The organism is Endozoicomonas sp. SCSIO W0465 (assembly GCF_023716865.1).
Taxonomy (GTDB): Bacteria; Pseudomonadota; Gammaproteobacteria; order Pseudomonadales; family Endozoicomonadaceae; genus Endozoicomonas.
The window spans coordinates 1,051,060-1,066,573 of sequence record NZ_CP092417.1 but is presented as its reverse complement, the minus strand read 5'-3'; the positions used below and the strand labels follow the sequence as shown (position 1 = coordinate 1,066,573).

16 protein-coding genes and 2 pseudogenes are annotated in these 15,514 nt (G+C 47.1%); 4 read left to right on the top strand and 14 right to left on the bottom strand.

Annotated features, from left to right (window positions below):
• Positions 1–12: 12 nt before the first annotated feature.
• Together MJO57_RS04565 and MJO57_RS04560 are read left to right on the top strand one after the other, a co-directional pair.
• Positions 13–801 (top strand): glycosyltransferase family 2 protein, encoded by a 789-nt coding sequence (locus MJO57_RS04565; protein WP_252023326.1) that lies wholly within the window; start codon positions 13–15, stop codon positions 799–801.
• 4 nt (positions 802–805) lie between these two features.
• Positions 806–1,942 (top strand): glycosyltransferase family 4 protein, encoded by a 1,137-nt coding sequence (locus MJO57_RS04560; protein ID WP_252023324.1) that lies wholly within the window; start codon positions 806–808, stop codon positions 1,940–1,942.
• Positions 1,943–1,949: 7 nt separating this feature from the next.
• Here the strand turns inward: MJO57_RS04560 and MJO57_RS04555 are convergent, their stop codons facing one another.
• Together MJO57_RS04555 and MJO57_RS04550 are read right to left on the bottom strand one after the other, a co-directional pair.
• A complete protein-coding gene (locus MJO57_RS04555) occupies positions 1,950–3,083 on the bottom strand; it encodes an IS66 family transposase (RefSeq protein WP_252023322.1) in 1,134 nt (377 codons plus the stop codon).
• A gap of 27 nt (positions 3,084–3,110) precedes the next feature.
• On the bottom strand, positions 3,111–3,461 hold the full coding sequence (locus MJO57_RS04550; RefSeq protein ID WP_252023320.1) for a DUF6444 domain-containing protein: 351 nt from the start codon (positions 3,459–3,461) through the stop codon (positions 3,111–3,113).
• A gap of 102 nt (positions 3,462–3,563) precedes the next feature.
• Here MJO57_RS04550 and MJO57_RS04545 point away from each other — a divergent pair, with 102 nt between their 5' ends.
• Positions 3,564–4,649, top strand: a complete 1,086-nt coding sequence (locus tag MJO57_RS04545; protein WP_252023317.1) for a glycosyltransferase family 4 protein — start codon at positions 3,564–3,566, stop codon at positions 4,647–4,649.
• Between the two features lie 187 nt (positions 4,650–4,836).
• On the opposite strand, the pseudogene MJO57_RS33130 reads toward MJO57_RS04545, so the two are convergent.
• The 10 genes and pseudogenes from MJO57_RS33130 to MJO57_RS04495 all read right to left on the bottom strand — a co-directional run.
• Positions 4,837–4,992, bottom strand: a pseudogene (locus tag MJO57_RS33130) (DapH/DapD/GlmU-related protein); the annotation flags it as partial.
• 390 nt (positions 4,993–5,382) lie between these two features.
• Positions 5,383–6,588 (bottom strand): group II intron reverse transcriptase/maturase, encoded by a 1,206-nt coding sequence (gene ltrA / locus MJO57_RS04535; protein WP_252023313.1) that lies wholly within the window; start codon positions 6,586–6,588, stop codon positions 5,383–5,385.
• Between the two features lie 691 nt (positions 6,589–7,279).
• A complete protein-coding gene (locus tag MJO57_RS04530; RefSeq protein ID WP_252023311.1) occupies positions 7,280–8,281 on the bottom strand; it encodes a hypothetical protein in 1,002 nt (333 codons plus the stop codon).
• 32 nt (positions 8,282–8,313) lie between these two features.
• Positions 8,314–9,447 carry a putative lipopolysaccharide heptosyltransferase III gene (gene rfaQ / locus MJO57_RS04525; protein WP_252023309.1) on the bottom strand — a complete coding sequence of 378 codons (1,134 nt, stop codon included), beginning with the start codon at positions 9,445–9,447 and terminating at the stop codon, positions 8,314–8,316.
• A 148-nt stretch (positions 9,448–9,595) separates the two neighbouring features.
• Positions 9,596–10,909 carry an O-antigen ligase gene (locus MJO57_RS04520; protein WP_252023307.1) on the bottom strand — a complete coding sequence of 438 codons (1,314 nt, stop codon included), beginning with the start codon at positions 10,907–10,909 and terminating at the stop codon, positions 9,596–9,598.
• Between the two features lie 309 nt (positions 10,910–11,218).
• Positions 11,219–11,779, bottom strand: a pseudogene (locus tag MJO57_RS04515) (transposase); the annotation flags it as partial.
• Positions 11,780–11,788: 9 nt separating this feature from the next.
• Entirely contained in the window at positions 11,789–13,216 is a 1,428-nt protein-coding gene (locus MJO57_RS04510; RefSeq protein WP_252017676.1) for an IS4 family transposase, read from the bottom strand.
• Positions 13,197–13,436, bottom strand: coding sequence for a hypothetical protein (locus tag MJO57_RS04505; protein ID WP_252023304.1), 240 nt, complete (start codon positions 13,434–13,436; stop codon positions 13,197–13,199). Before MJO57_RS04505 ends, MJO57_RS04510 begins: the two co-directional genes overlap by 20 nt.
• Before the next feature lie 115 nt (positions 13,437–13,551).
• A complete protein-coding gene (locus MJO57_RS04500; protein ID WP_252023302.1) occupies positions 13,552–13,704 on the bottom strand; it encodes a hypothetical protein in 153 nt (50 codons plus the stop codon).
• A gap of 13 nt (positions 13,705–13,717) precedes the next feature.
• Entirely contained in the window at positions 13,718–14,086 is a 369-nt protein-coding gene (locus MJO57_RS04495) for a hypothetical protein (RefSeq protein WP_252023300.1), read from the bottom strand.
• Positions 14,087–14,115: 29 nt separating this feature from the next.
• On the opposite strand from MJO57_RS04495, the gene MJO57_RS04490 reads away from it, so the two are divergent.
• Positions 14,116–14,946: a Uma2 family endonuclease gene (locus MJO57_RS04490; RefSeq protein WP_252023298.1), complete on the top strand. Its 831-nt coding sequence runs from the start codon at positions 14,116–14,118 to the stop codon at positions 14,944–14,946.
• Here MJO57_RS04490 and MJO57_RS04485 read toward each other — a convergent pair.
• Both MJO57_RS04485 and MJO57_RS04480 read right to left on the bottom strand, forming a co-directional pair.
• Positions 14,860–15,129 (bottom strand): Txe/YoeB family addiction module toxin, encoded by a 270-nt coding sequence (locus tag MJO57_RS04485; protein ID WP_252023296.1) that lies wholly within the window; start codon positions 15,127–15,129, stop codon positions 14,860–14,862. The genes MJO57_RS04490 and MJO57_RS04485 overlap by 87 nt on opposite strands.
• On the bottom strand, positions 15,119–15,376 hold the full coding sequence (locus MJO57_RS04480) for a type II toxin-antitoxin system Phd/YefM family antitoxin (protein ID WP_252023294.1): 258 nt from the start codon (positions 15,374–15,376) through the stop codon (positions 15,119–15,121). Before MJO57_RS04480 ends, MJO57_RS04485 begins: the two co-directional genes overlap by 11 nt.
• Between the last annotated feature and the right edge of the window lie 138 nt (positions 15,377–15,514).

Here is a 15,514-nt window from a genome sequence, read left to right as displayed (position 1 = left end):
GCCGAGCCACTCATGTCTCAAGCAAATACCCTTTCTGTTGTCCTGATTGCCAAAAACAGCAGTGCTACTCTGGAGAGTAGCCTGAACTCCGTGCAATGGGCCGATGAAATCATTCTTCTGGACGCTGGCAGTACCGATGATACGGTTGAGATCGCCACTCGTTGTGGTGCTAGGGTTTATCAGCACACTGACTGGCAGGGTTATGGCAGGCAGCGTCAGATTGCCCAGCAATATGCGACATCTGACTATGTATTTATGCTGGATACGGATGAGCAGGTAACCGATGAACTCAAGGCGAGCATTTCAGAGGTGCTGTCAAAACCGCAGCAAGCCAATAAAGTATATTCCTGTGCCCGGCGTAACTGGTTTCTTGGCCGCTATATGATGCATTGTGGCTGGTATCCGGATCGAGTCCTGCGTCTTTATCTGAATAACGAGAGATCCTATAACAGCAACCTGGTGCACGAATCCGTTGATACCGCCGGAGCTGAAGTGATCAACCTCGCTGGTGACTTGTTGCACCGTACCTGTGATGACTATATGCAGTTTCAGCAGAAGCAACTGGTTTACGCCCGAAGCTGGGCTGAAGAGCGTTTTTTGCAAGGTAAAAAGGTTGGCCTGGTGACTGCATTTGGCCATGCGCTGGGTGCCTTTATTAAAACCTTTTTACTGAGAAAAGGCTTCCTTGATGGCAGCCATGGGCTCCTCCTTTCGCTGGTGGTTACCCAGTATACCTTTAATAAATATGCCGCACTGTGGGCTATGGGTAAGACCCGCAAGCAGGCAATAACGGGGCCCTGAATTCATGATCAAGCTTGCTATTGTCAGACAAAAATACCGGCCCGATGGCGGTGCCGAGCGTTTTGTGGCATCGGCTTTGTCTGCACTCTCTCAACAAAAAGCAGAGCAACAGCCACTGGATATTACCGTATTAACCCGACAGTGGCAGGGTATAAAGAACCCGTCTTTTCATGTTGAGGTTTGCAACCCGTTTAAATGGGGCCGTGTCAGCCGCGAACGAGGTTTTGCCAGGGCAGCACAAAAACACTTCTCCAGTTTTGATATTGTTCAAAGCCATGAACGCATACCGGGTTGTACCATTTATCGTGCTGGTGATGGTGTGCATAAATGCTGGCTGGAACATCGATCGAGAATTATCCCTGAAGCTCAGGCGAAGCGAATGAAAAATGATCGTTTTCACCGTTATGTGATGGATGCGGAGAAGCAGATGTTTGAGCATCCGAAGTTGAGAGCGGTGATTTGCAACTCCCAAATGGTAAAAGTGGAAGTGTGCCGGGAGTTTGCCATCAATCCAGAGATTGTTCACGTTATCTACAACAGTGTTAATCAGGAAAAATTTAATCCTGCCCTGAAACAGGCTGAAGGATTGGCAGTCCGGGAAGCATTGGGAATTGAAGCAGATGCAACGGCTATGCTGTTTGTGGGTTCCGGCTTTGAACGAAAAGGCCTGGCAGCGACATTGGAAGCCATTGCCGCAACAAAAGCGCACCTAATTGTTGTGGGCAAAGACAAGCAGGAAGAAAAGTATCAGCAGCAGGCCCGTGATCTGGGTTGTGCTGAGCATGTTCATTTTATGGGGATGCAGAACGACAGTAGTCGTTTTTACGGTGCTGCTGACGGCTTTATTCTGCCCACGATTTATGACCCTTTTCCGAATGTTATTCTGGAGGCTATGGCATCCGGCCTTGGCGTAATTACCAGTACCAGCTGTGGTGGGGCTGAGATTATTGAGGAAGGGCAAAATGGCTACTGCTGTGATGCCCTGGAGATACCCGCTTTATCCTCTGCCATCAACGCATTTACTGATAAAGGCCATGCCGCGAGCCTGGGTATGATGGCTCGGGAAACCATTAAACCATTTACTTCAGAACGGCTTACGAGCCAGTTGTTGTCTCTGTATAGCCAGATATTGAATACTTGAGAAGTAACTATTCAGCACTGAGCAAAGGCATATTACAGTAATTCCGAACAGCTCTATGAAGTGATTGATATATGTCCATTCCCTGTTTTCTGGCAGACGACAAATAGCTGCGAATCCGTGCAAACATAGAACCACCGTCTGCACTCCTGAAGCAGCCTGAGATTTTCTGCTTTAACTTGGCCATTCGAACATCCCGCTCACTGCCATTGTTATCGAAGGGAATGGTAAAATCTGACATGAAGCGCAGTGTCTCAGCCTTGAACTCAGTGAGTCGTTTGAAGAGATTGTAAGCTTTAGTATTCTTGACTTTCTTGCGCTTAAGCTCCTCTCGTTGCTTCTCCATATAGACGACTTCTTTCATTAGAGCCCGCTGAAGCAACCGGTCATAAATCTTCTCGATTCGTTCACAGACAACACTTGGCATCTGTAGCATACCTATGGTCTTAAAGCCCTTGCAGTAATGCCAGGAAAGCCTCAGTAGCTTCATCAATCGCAACGCCAGTTGATTGCTGTCCCTATCAACAACACCCAAAAGCTCCCTCAGGTGATGGGCATTGCAAAGTACGTGAGTTGCCGCATATGCAAAATAGGATTTCCAATGATCATGAACCAGAACGCCTGCAAATGTTAGCAGTATGCCCATCGTGTCCATGGCCTCACGACCTCGCTTTTCAGACAAGTAGTAGAGCGTCCATTGTTCATCCCGCATAACGTGTAGCCAGTGCAAAGAGCCCTCGGCCCGCATACCCGTTTCATCGGCTCCGGCAACAGACGATTCCCGCAAGGCGTCACGAATAACCTCTTCAGTAGAAGCCAGATTTTCATAGGTTCTGGCCACAAAATTGGCGACAGTGCCTGCACTTACACTCATTTTATAGAGAGTATTAAAATACTCTGACACGCGCTTAAAAGGCAGGAAATGGTATTGGTTAAGATAGACGGCCATAGCCTGTGTGGCTGAGCCATATTGTGCGGCAGCGGTAACACCTTCCGGGAATTCAGCCTGATTCCGACAACCACAAGTGCAGATTTTTACTTCAGCTCTATGGGCCGTTACTTCAAATTCACCCGGTCTCCCTGGTTCAAACACCTGTCGTTCAATATATTTGACCGGCTCACTATCAAGAGAGACGCCTGACATTTATTGCATTCTTTAACCGGAAGGTACTCAATAGTCAGGGATATCGACCTGTTTAAGACAAGTGCCCTGATGCCCTTTCTTTCCACCGGCTTTATTACCAGAAGACTGTCTCAGACTTTTAGGATTGGGTTTTTCATCCGATGGATCGGTACCTTTATCTGCGGAAAGGTCGTCAGAATGATCTGGAGAATTACTGTTTTTACAAGGTTTTTGATAACCATCAGACGATGGCGGCTTGCTGCTGTTTTGACTGTTCTTGCCAACCTTTTCTTCCAATTCTCGACATCGCTCTTCCAGACAGGCAACTCTCATCCGCAGCTCTGCATTCTCTTTCAAGAGAATCTCAGCCGACATAGTTGCGGGTAGTTCTGGAATCATGCTGGCGAATATTGTGGAAAAATGGTGCTTAAGAGGATGGTATAAAAATCAGAAAATTCCAGATTTATGTGGGGGTGCTGAACAGTTACCTTGAGAAAAAGCATGAGAATTTTACATACAGAGTCATCCTGTGGATGGGGTGGTCAGGAAATCAGGATTCTGACTGAGTCTGAAGGTATGATGGAACGAGGCCATCAGGTCACCATCGCCTGTCCCGAACACGCAAAAATCTATGAGGCAGCCCTGAAAAGAGGTATTCCGGCGGTTGCTCTGCCGATTCAAAAGAAGAAGCTTTCTTCTTTATGGGCAATGCATCAGTACCTGTCGGCTAATCACTTTGATGTCATTAACACCCACAGTTCTACCGATAGCTGGCTGGTTTCGCTGTGTCTGGCCTGGAAAAAGCAGCGACCACGAATTGTACGAACCCGGCATCTATCAACAGCGGTACACAACAACCGAAGTACATTGTGGCTATATAATAAAGGGAATGACTTTATTGTTACCACGGGAGAGCAGTTGCGTCAGACACTGCACAGCCACAATGGCATTCCGCTGGAAAAGATGAAATCTATTCCTACCGGTATCGATCAATCCCGTTTTGTACCGGCTGATAACAAAAATGAAATTCGCCAGGCTCTGGGTTTACCCGTGGAGAAAACCATTATTGGTATTCTTGCAACCCTGCGTTCCTGGAAAGGGCATGAGTACCTGATCAATGCTTTTGCGCAGTTGTCCAGGGATGATATACATCTGCTGATCGTTGGTGACGGACCACAGTTTGAAAATGTTCAACAGCAAGTTTCAGAGCTAGGTATTTCAGAAAGGGTAACTATGCCTGGTAATCAGGAGAATGTAGTTCCATGGCTTCAGTCGATGGAGATTTTTTGTCTTCCTTCCTACGGTAATGAAGGGGTTCCGCAGGGGATTATGCAGGCTATGCTGTGCAGGCTCCCGATTATATCTACTGATGTTGGTAGTATTCTTGAGGTTCTCCACCCTGGGGAAAATGGCCTGTTGGTTAAGACCAAAGATATGGATAGCATTCGGGAAGCTCTTGAAATATTAGTGAATGATTCTGAAAAGAGAGAGCAGTTTGCAAGATGCAGTCTGGATTATGCTTTGGCCAACTGTACTAAAAATAAAATGGTGCATGATATGGAGTTGGTGTTCCGTGGGGCGGATTGACTCATTAATTGAATGGCCAGGCTACTGATCCACAGGTTGTTCAGTAGCCGATGAGATTGGTGCAATGTGAATGTTAGTGTGACGATGATTTTCTGGGCTAAATAAAGACTTTCTTCTTATTCGAATTGGCCTCAGGATCCTCGTAGCATCGTTTTTCGTGAATTAATGCTTCCAGCTTGTTCTGATTTCTCTGTTTAATGACTTGAGCCGGGTTTCCACCTACTACCGTATAAGGCGGAACATCTTTAACAACAACACTGCCAGCGGCGACTATTGATGCATCACCGATGGTTACTCCAGGCATAATCATTACATTACGACCTATCCAGCAATACCTGCCAATCTTGACTGGCTTTCTGACCATACGATTGTCGTAAGGCAGAAATTCAAGGTCATTTTCATCATAAAAATGATTGCTGGTTATGATCGTGCATAGGGGAGCCAGTACTGAGCCCCGGCCTATAAAAATACCGCCACTGCCGTCAATATAGGCATGGCCAAGGATTTTGCAGTGGTCATCAAGCACGATATTTTCAGTGTGAAGGTACTTTGAATCCAGTTCTTTAAAGTGAACATTCTTGCCAATTTTTTTGAACTTCTTTTTCCGGTACTTGAAAAAGATAGTCAGCTTTTTGTATAAGCTCATAGTCGTTTCAGGTCTTGGATCGGGTAAGGGCCGGTCTTTCTCCAGCCCTCCCCACAGCACCCGGCATGCGGGTCCGCACCGGGCGGTTCAACGATGATGGTGAAACCTGATCCATAAGTCTTTCAATGAAACAAGCCCAATTTTCGCGAGGTAACTGTTATTCAGTGCCTGTTGTACCGCATAGGTTTTACTCAGACGGTAATACCCTTTGCTGCTGGCTGCGATCTTGGCGGCGTTAATTTTATCAACGCCTAACCTGACCAGATTCTTAAAACGGGTTTTCGGCTTGCGCCATTGCTTCAGAAAGCAGCAACGGATTCGCCGACGTATCCATTGATCCAGCAGGGGAATTGGTCGGTGATATTCCGATAACCGGAAATACCCCATCCAACCCCGGATATATTGTGCCAATTTGCGTAACCGATGTTGCATTGAGACACCCCAGCGACGACTGGTCAACTTGAGTATCCGGTATTTGAATCGGTCCAGACACTTCTGGGCCCAGCGAACTTTCTTCCCTGTGAAGGTGAAACTCAGGAATTCGCTTTCTGTTGCTTTCACAACTTTACTTTTCCGGGAGTTAATCTTCAGTTTCAATTTGCGTTCAATGAATTGGGTAATGCTGTGCATCACCCGATCCCCTGCACGCTGACTTTTGACGAGAATCACAAAATCATCACAGTATCTTGCAAAGCAATGACCCCGATATTCAAGCTCCTTGTCGAGTTCGTCGAGGACCACATTAGACAGCAAGGGTGATAAAGGCCCACCCTGTGGCATGCCAACCCTGGTCGGGTAGACATTGCCCTCAATCATGACACCGGAGCGCAGGTAGCTACCAATCAGTTTCAGAAGGCGTTTGTCGCGGACCTTACGGGAGACCCTCGACATCAAAACGTCGTGATTAACCGTATCAAAGAATTTACTCAGATCAACGTCAACAGCGTAATGAAGCCCCCGGTTGATCAACTGCTTAACCTGACGGACTCCGTCGTGTGCTGACCGTCCCGGTCGGTAGCCGAAGCTGTTTGGAGAGAAACCCGGATCAAAGACAGGGGTCAGCACCTGCACAATGGCCTGCTGTATGACCCTATCCATCACGGTAGGGATTCCCAGCAAACGCTCACCGCCGTCCGGCTTTTCTATAACATGTCGGCGCACGGGTGATGGCTGGTAGGTTCCGTCCAATAAGGCTTGACGCACTGAAGGCCAATGCTGTTTGGCAAAGTGATAAGCTTCAATAGTGACTCCATCAATACCCGGAGCACCCTTGTTGCTTTTGACCTGTTCCATGCACTTGCCAGATTAGCCGGTTCAAGTACGCAATTTAGTAGATCATGGTTCAAAGCTGGTTAAAGATTCTGTCGCCAAGTACGGTGAGTCGCCGGACGGCTGCATCGCCTTGAGGGAATCAGTCTCCTCTTTGTCGTCGATGTTCGGCCCTTCGCTAACGACTTCCCATCCGTTAATGGCTTCTGTCGTACAGCTACTATGGCCTCTGCTGACTTCTGTCCAATCACCACGCGGAGTTACCTCTGCTGGCGCTATTGGTTGCCATCGGGTTTGCTCGAACAGGATGATGAGACCTGTTCGCCGAGCCTGTTGTAACCAGTGGCTGAGAACTGGGAATTACCAATCGCATGTTGAACAGATCTCCCCGGATAAGGACATGAACTTTCAGTGCACAACCGCCGCATTTACCGTGTCTCACGAACCATAGGGCTTTGTGATCCTTGGCTCACTCGCCCAGAGACTCAGCCTTATATGCGATTTCTGTACGTCGGCTCGCACCTTTGCACTCAGACTGCCTCCGCACAGCCCCTCGCGGGACTGCACTTGCCTTAAGCTAGTGGTTGTCATCAGCAGGCGTCTTTACCGCCAGTCAGATGTAGGTTCTCCCACAGGGGACTTTCACCCCATCAGTTCATGCCCATGCCGGGCGTACCAAGATAGTTAATGGAAGGCAAAAGGCTCCGGCAATCGGTTAGATATGCCGAGAAATGGTCCACTTGTGTGTTGATTTACTGAGTCGGTTCAATATTCTTCTGCGGGAGTAGCTGATCAACCTCTTTGCTTTTCCGGTTTTTTTCCAACGTTCAAACTCTGGAGTAACAAACTCCTCCATTCTGACCCAGTAAGACAGTACTGATGGTTCACTGTAGTCTCGAGCAAGTTTTTGGCCTTCAGTCAGAACTTCTGAAAAAAGCTCAGGCTGTTCCCGTAAACGATCAATAATTGCCAGAACACCGTCGACTGTTGTGGCGTGTAAAACTGCTTTATTGCTCTTAAATGCTGCTGTTATGGCAGGCTCATCACCCGTAATACATAATGCACCAGCAAGCCAGGCGTTGGTGGCTTTATTGACGGGTTTGATTTTGAGCAATTCTACTGGCACATCCCGGACAGCAATCACAACATCTACATTAGAGTAATCATGCCACTCAACACTGTCGCTGCTTTTACCTTTAATAATAAACTCGATATCGCGCTTTTTCAGTTCGGACAAAAATTCTTCGGACTGAAATGCTTCGGCCAGATTTCGCTTGGGTTGGCCAAAAAATGCCACGGTTTTGATATCATTGCCACGTTGGTTGTCACGAAGAATCAGTCCGGGTTGAGGTAATTGGGGGACATAGATTTCGTTGCTCTTACCCGTCTTAATCAAGTTCTGATGCAAAACAAAATGACCAAATTCCGGGTAGTGAGCATCCGTTCTGCAGGCCACATAGAAATAATCGGAAAAGGTGTTTTTGGTACGGGATTTAACACCATCGATAACATTGATTTTGTCTGAACGAGGCTCACTACCCAGAGTTACTTCATAGCCAGCATGACGAAAATGAAGGTAGGTCAGTAGCACCCAAATATCTTCTCCGGTAATAATTCGGTGTTTGATATCTGCTGGCGTCGGCTGGTCGCCGGACAGTAAATCCTGCCAGCGAGCTGTATCATTCAGGATAAAATGAAGGTTTGATGGTTTGCTCATTATCAGGTATCTGAGTTAAAAAAATGTGGCTCTTATATTGCACCAGGAGTCAGCTCGACAGTATTTGTGATATCGCGTATCTGCCGAGTGTTTGACAGCTTTTCCAGTTCATTATCCAGCTTTGATATCACTTGGGAAAGTGATATCGCCATCATTCCTCTTGATAATTTTCTGTCACCATCAAAGTAGAGCTCCATATTTTCATTCGATATGACGCAGTGAATACCATTGTGCTGAACACCGGTCATCAGCCGGTAGTTACTTCCCTGTTCATTATCCCAAGGCCCCCAGAGATTTGGCTCACTGGCTCCGAAAAGTGCAATGACAGGTGTATCTGTAGAGGCAGCAATATGCATGGGAGCTGAGTCAATGCCAAAAAACATACAAGCTTTAGAAGTGAGGTAGGCGTAAGCCTGCAGGTTAACTGGTTGTGGCAGTTGGAGAGGCTTTTGCTGGCAGTGGCTGGCAATTTCATTTGCCATTTGGATCTCTTCAGGATCGGAGGAGGTTGTTAAAAGAACCAGCTTTTGCCATTTTTCCTGGATGTGGTCGATACATTGAGCAACTTTGGCCGAGTCCCAACACTTGTACATCCATCGTGATACCGGGTGAACGACCACAAAGCCATCATTTAGCCCTAGTCTAGACAACAGTTCATCGACCATTTTTTCATGATCTTTCCGCCAGCCTAAGGTGACTTTCTTTATTACTTTTCGGGAATCGATGGCCTCAGCAAATTGCAGGTCTTTCTGAACCGTAGGAATACGTTGCTGGCTATTGAATGCCGTATCAAAACGAGCAAGCCGGTTGATCAATGTTGGCTTTTTAATGTACCCCATTCGCCGGGATGCACCCGAAAGAGCACTGATGATACAACCACGATCCCCTTCCGTAAGGTTAATAACGAGGTCGTACTGTCCTTTGAACTGCCAGTAAAACTCAATTTCCGTGCGAATACGCTGCCAGAAGGTTTGCTCGCTTTTCTTGCCTCTGGAATAGGGAATCACCTTATCCACATGGGGATTATCGGCTACTACTTGAGTACAGAAATCGTTAACGGAAACATGAAGCTCCGAGTCTGGGTAGATTGCTTTCAAGCTGGCAAACAGTGGTGTTGATAGTAAAACATCACCGAGATTACGAAACTTGGTCACCAGAATTTTCATACGCAAAGCCTTGCTTTTTTCACCATAAAGGCACCCATAACAGATTCAAAACTATCTTCATGGCTTTCAAGCTTGAGTCAAGATCAATGGCAATTGTAACGCCAGCAGAAAACAGCCTTTTTGCCACCAGCTTATGGTTTTCTTCATGCTAGAGCACATGATCCTCTGAATTCCGGCTGGACTTTTTTATTGAGTGCTCAGAAATAGAATAAGTCTGAGCATCAATCAATTTTCGATTGGTCTTTCTCTGCAGGTATCCCATGGAAAGCCCGATCAGACAGAATGCTAATTGACCATGTTCAACATAGAGGGTTGAGTTGCCCATACCTCCAACAATGATGTATATGCCTGTCATAATACCGATGACCGGTTCAAGCTCCAGTTTCCGCTCAGAGTAATATTGAATAAGCCACTGCAGATGCTTCCAGGCGGCTATCAGGATAAAAGCGAGCATCAGAAACAATCCAACATACCCCCGATTCAACAGAACGGAAGCGACCATGTTATGACCATGGTTGGTATGGAAAAAACGCTCAGACTCGTATGGAGTTCCCCGTTGTGCAGCAACAGACTCCATATACTCTTCACTGGTGGCAATGTCAAAATGACGGTCGCCCGCACCAAACATCGGGAAGTCAGAAAGAACATAAATAACGGAGTTAAAAATGACATCCCGCTTGCTCAGGAATGAGCTGCCGGTATCACCGCCTTGCATATGATAGGCGATATTAGCCTTAAAACTATTTACCTTGGGAATATGGTTGCTGGCGACAAAGAGCGAAATCCCGATAATAACCACGCTCGCAGTGAGCAGGGTCAGGTGTTTCCGGTCAGGCCGGAACTGCATAAAAATAGCGGCAATAGCCATTGCCGCAATAACAGCAACAGCGGTAATTGAGATGGTGGGAACCATGGCAATGGCAAAGAACAGAGTGGCAATGGCAGATAGTCCTTTTATCCAGCCTTTCTGAAACATGAACAATGACAGAGATACACCAAAAGCAATGGCAATATACAACGCTGACTGATTAACATGTCCAACCGAGTGGAGTTCTGGATATTCGCCGCCATCTCGATTCCAGACATACCAGGACTCAAGTATTGCAATCAATGTTCCCAATACGATTGATGATCCCAAAAGAGTGACTTTTGGTGTTGGGATACTGGTCCTTGAAATCAGCAGTGCCGGTATAATCAGTTTGGCAAAAGTCAGTGCACCGCTTACTGGCTTATCCCACCCAAACGGATTGGTGTGGGCCGAGATAAAGCCTGCGGCAAGAAACAGGACAAGAACCCATTCCCAAGAGCGAAGCTTGCCGCCAAAATCCTTTGCTCTCCAGCTTTGCATACACCAGCTAATAATATAAGCCACTAACAACAGGTTTTTAGGGCCTTCGTACATTGGCAGCACAAAAAAGAAAGCAACCAACAGAAAAAGCTCTGCTTTTGATATGGCTCGCATAGGGACACCAAACAGATCAGAAAATTTAAAATCTGCGTAGTCTATCTGTTCAGCGGACCAATTTCAGTAAGAATTCAACTTGATATCATTTGCCTCCTTGTTACCTAGTTCTCGTCCAAAAACGCATCAGGCAATCATAATTAGATTGTACGTGCGTTTTGATATTTCCTGAAATTCCAGAGAGCCGCAAAAACTCTTCCCTTTTTTTCTCTAATCTGGGACGGATATTGGAGAAAAACGCGAAAAGCAGGCAGAAAACATCCTCCCACCATGCTGGAAAGGTACTTTCATGTAGCGTGGAGGTGGCTATCAGGATGGTGCCGGGTGTCTGGCCAGAATCACCAGGTTGTAACAGACCACCGATAACCAGCAATGAGAATCAAAACGCTCAGAACCCTTGCAGTGGCAACGTGATAGCCCAAAACATCTCTTTAGCCACGAAATTCCCGCTTCAATACCTGCCCGGAAGCGAAAGAGCGTTTTATACACATACTGACTTTTAGTCATCTCTTCGACTTCAAGTCCGCGCTTCTTATTAAAAGCTACATCGCTGATTCCCATGGCCTTGGCTTTTTCCAAATTAGCGCGACACGCGTATCCGCCGTCACCGCTTGTCTGGCGAGGTACACGACCATAAATTTCTTTTTGTCTTTCCATCATCGGAATGAATTGGTCCGAATCCGCTGGGTTACCTTCCTCAATAACCAGGTCCAGGATCAATCGACTTTTTCCCTGAACCAGGTTCAGTTTATGGCCATACTGTACTTGCCGCCTGTCTTTTACGATGATATCCGTATGGGGTTCATACAGGCTAACCACTTTTTCCTGGGCTGGCACCTTTTCACCCTTAAAGACCCTGCGCTCTGTCCTGACTCTTGATCACATCTCTCCAGCGCTGAACTGCCGGGCTATCTGCCAGGTTTTTACCCGATCCTGCAATTTCGCCCAGCCTTCCCATACCACTAACCAGCCGGGCTGCCCTGTATGCTTTGAATCACCCCAACCACCAAGCCGAGCAATCGTTTGAAGCAGCCAAGTGACTGTTGGCGGCTTATCGGGCAACGCTTTTTTTTCATAGGTTAGCCAGAGAACCTGCCATTCATCATCACTGACCACCTCATTCGCGAGTGTTTTTTCACTCCAAAGCTTTCTGTCTTTGTGCTGCCTGTCATTCGGTAACATTAATGCTTCACGGATTTGCATTAGTCTGACAGCGACAAACATTAATATGACCGCAAGTCGTTCAATGTTATCCGGAGATTGCAGACGAAGCCTTTCTACTCCTGCTCCCGATTTCCAAGCCTTATGGAACTCTTCTATTCGCCATCGGAGCTCGTAAAATCGAATGATAGAGCGACAGTCTTCGAATGTTTCAATATCTTCAGTTGTCAATAGTACCCAGTGCAAACGGTCTTCGGAGTCATTGCCAATCTCTTCAGCCGACACAATATTCATAGTTACCGGTTCCGGCCTGCCGCCTGGCCTTTGCGGCGCCTGTATTGTCATCTTCTTTCTTTTGACCTGCAGCGTTGCCTTTCGCTTCTTTCTACCTCCTTTTTGAGGAACCACTATCGTATATTTCCCCAACACTTCAGTCTGAGCTAAGGAATCAAATAATAAGAGTTCGCCATCCACCAGGATTCTGTTTTGTGTAGCTCTTACAACAAACCGCTGTCGGTTATCCAGTTTGTAGTGCATATATTCGTATATATCCGCCTCCCGGTCGCAAACACTGATGATGTCAGGCATTTTACCCCCCATCCTTTGTTCTGTGTTTTCAGAGGCTCTTTGCCACTTAAAGCTTTCCTTTCCCTCGTAAGGTAGCTGACGACGTTGGTTCTTTTTCCCCCGCTGAACGTCCTCTCTAACCCATCGTTCTTGATCAATAAGCCCAATGCTTCGCTCTGTATCCGCATCAACCAAGAAGACAGAGTGGACGTGGAATCCTCTGGTTTTAGAGCCTTCAGGACCTCCAAGATCACCAAGCTCGGATCTGACAGCATGTTTATAACCCAGGGTTGTTGTATCTTCGAGAGCCAGAAGTAGGCGAGACTGTCTCGCTATTTTGGCAGTTGCCTGAAAGCCTGCCTCAGCTATTGCTTCAGGCTTTACGGCCTCATTCTCAATCAGCCGGTAAGCTCCAGTTACCAGTGCGGTATAACCTTCGCATGAAGATGACAAAGAATTACCGGTATGAGCTGAAAGCTCGGCAGCAACTTTGACAAGTCGTTTTGTACGTCGAGTATCGCCCAAATCAGCACATCCAAAAGTTAGTTCTGACCATGGTTTAGGAGAAAGTGGAAGCATGACCTGTTTTATCAGTGAGAAATGATAGAACAAGGTAGCTATTTGTGATCAAGAGACAGCGCTCTGTCTGGGAGACTATTGCATCCACCAGGGGTAACAGGTGATCCACATCGGCCTGCCACTTGTCGGCATCATCAGCCAGGAGACACTGCCCCTGCTGACGGGCGTTTGCTAGCGTGACAGTAGCTTCGATAAGTACCTTCCGGGATTTTCGGGTCAACTGCAGCAGTTTTTTATAATGCTGATGCCGCTCTTCTTTGCCAGCGTAGATGCATTTTCTGGCCCATCTTTTACGGCTCGGTTGTGATGGGTATATTCATAAAGCGGTGTCGCTGTCAGTGTTTGTCCCGTTCCAGCAGCCGACAAATTTCTTTAACGGAACTGGCTAAAAGATCACTGTCGCAAGGAGGTTTGATATCCGATTCGGTGACTGTGCTGTCAATAGCCACAGTGCGCCCTTTTTCAATACCCTGATCTTTAGCGGTCATTAGCTGACAGTTATTAATCCGTTCCCATGTAGATGCAGTAAGAAGGCTGATGAGCCCATGCAAACTGGAGCGACTGGGGCGCTGGTTTTGGTTCGAGGCGACAAAAGTCTCGAAAGAGCATGGAGTCCATCAAAACAAACGACAAGTAGTCATAATCACAATTCAAATACTGTTTCAGGAGTGCCGCACGAAGAACGGATTCTGCTGATAGTCCGTTCCGCCCAGTGTTCTGTTTATCACCAGAACTTAAGTCCTCATAAATCCAGTCATTGAACTGTGGATGGGCGTCAAGCCATTGCGAGATACCGGAAAGCTGGGAGCAGATTTCATGAGGTACGTAATGGAGTTCCATACTACACTGCGGGTTGCGTTTTTTGCGCATTTGGAGTCCTCTGTTTTTGGCAATCCCTTATGTTTCTTGCTCTTGGGAAGTTTAGTCGCCAGATAGCAGTAGGGCTCCACTTAATTTTTCAGGATAAAATCTACAGTTTTCAATTGGTTGTGTTTTTGGACGAGAACTACCTACCATTCCCCAACTATCCTGAATACCACATAATAAACACACCATCAGGCACGACCCTGAAACCACTTATGAAAACCTACCCAATCAATGCCGCTGAGTACCTTGAAGCGGAGAAAACAGCTGAGGTTAAACGCGAATTTGTCAATGGTTACGTTTATGCCATGGTCGGTGCCAGTCGGCGGCATAACTTGTTAACGTCGACACTCTCCAGGCTGCTGGGCAATCAGCTTCAGGGCACAGCCTGCCAGGTCTTTGCCTCCGATATGAAAGTCCGCGCCGGTGGTAAGAATGACACCATGTTCTTTTACCCGGATATGATGGTAACTTGCAGTCACCCCTCTGATGAAACTTCAAAAGACCCCTATGTAGAGGAAGCCCCTAAGCTGATTATTGAGGTACTGTCGCCCAGTACCGAGCAGTATGATCGTTTGGGCAAGCTGGCTGTCTATACGCAAATTGCCAGTCTGGAAGAGTACCTGCTGGTGGATCAGCAGGATATGCTGGTGGATCTTTACCGTCGCTCTGGCGAGCAGTGGCAGTTAACCCAGCTGAAAAAGGGTGATCTGCTGGTATTGAATTCGGTAGAGCTTGAATTTCCTGTTGCGGATATCTACCGGGATGTTATTGGGGGGCTAGTAATGGAAACGACAGGCGGCAATGGTCAGATGAGTATCGGAAGGCTGGTAGATCAGTCGGTGTTCATCGCTGATGCGTCTTGACCAGAAGCCTTGCCAATTGCCTTTCAGAGGTTCGGGCTTGCCAAGGCCGCTAAACGGGTCCCGCAGACACTCAGTGATTAATTTGTTGATGCGTTTCAAGGTTTTTCTGTCCTGTTCCTGCCAGTACAGATAATCGTTCCAGGCGTTGTGTGACCAACAGAGATGCCTCTGTTTACTGGTCATCGAGCAGGCCCTTGTCAACGATCTGACCGCCCCTGATTTGTTCAATGGAGTCGTTCAAGTGTTTGGCGTTGGCAGGGGATGACATCAGATGCAGGGTTTCCATCAGGCTGTTGTAGCTTGCCAGTGACATGAGCACGGCATCCTGACCGTCACGACGATGAATGATGGTTTCACTGGCGTCTTCCGCCACCTGGTCAAGCAGTGACTTCAAGTTGTTCCGGGCTTCAGAGTAAGAGACTACTTTCATAATTAATCCGTTAGTTGGTCAAGTTATTGGACAAGTATAGACAGAAAGTTCTCCGTGTCCAAAGCCTGAAGAATTCATACAATGTCTTCATTTTCATTGTGGGTTCGCCACTTGTCTCCCTTAACTTTCGTATGACAG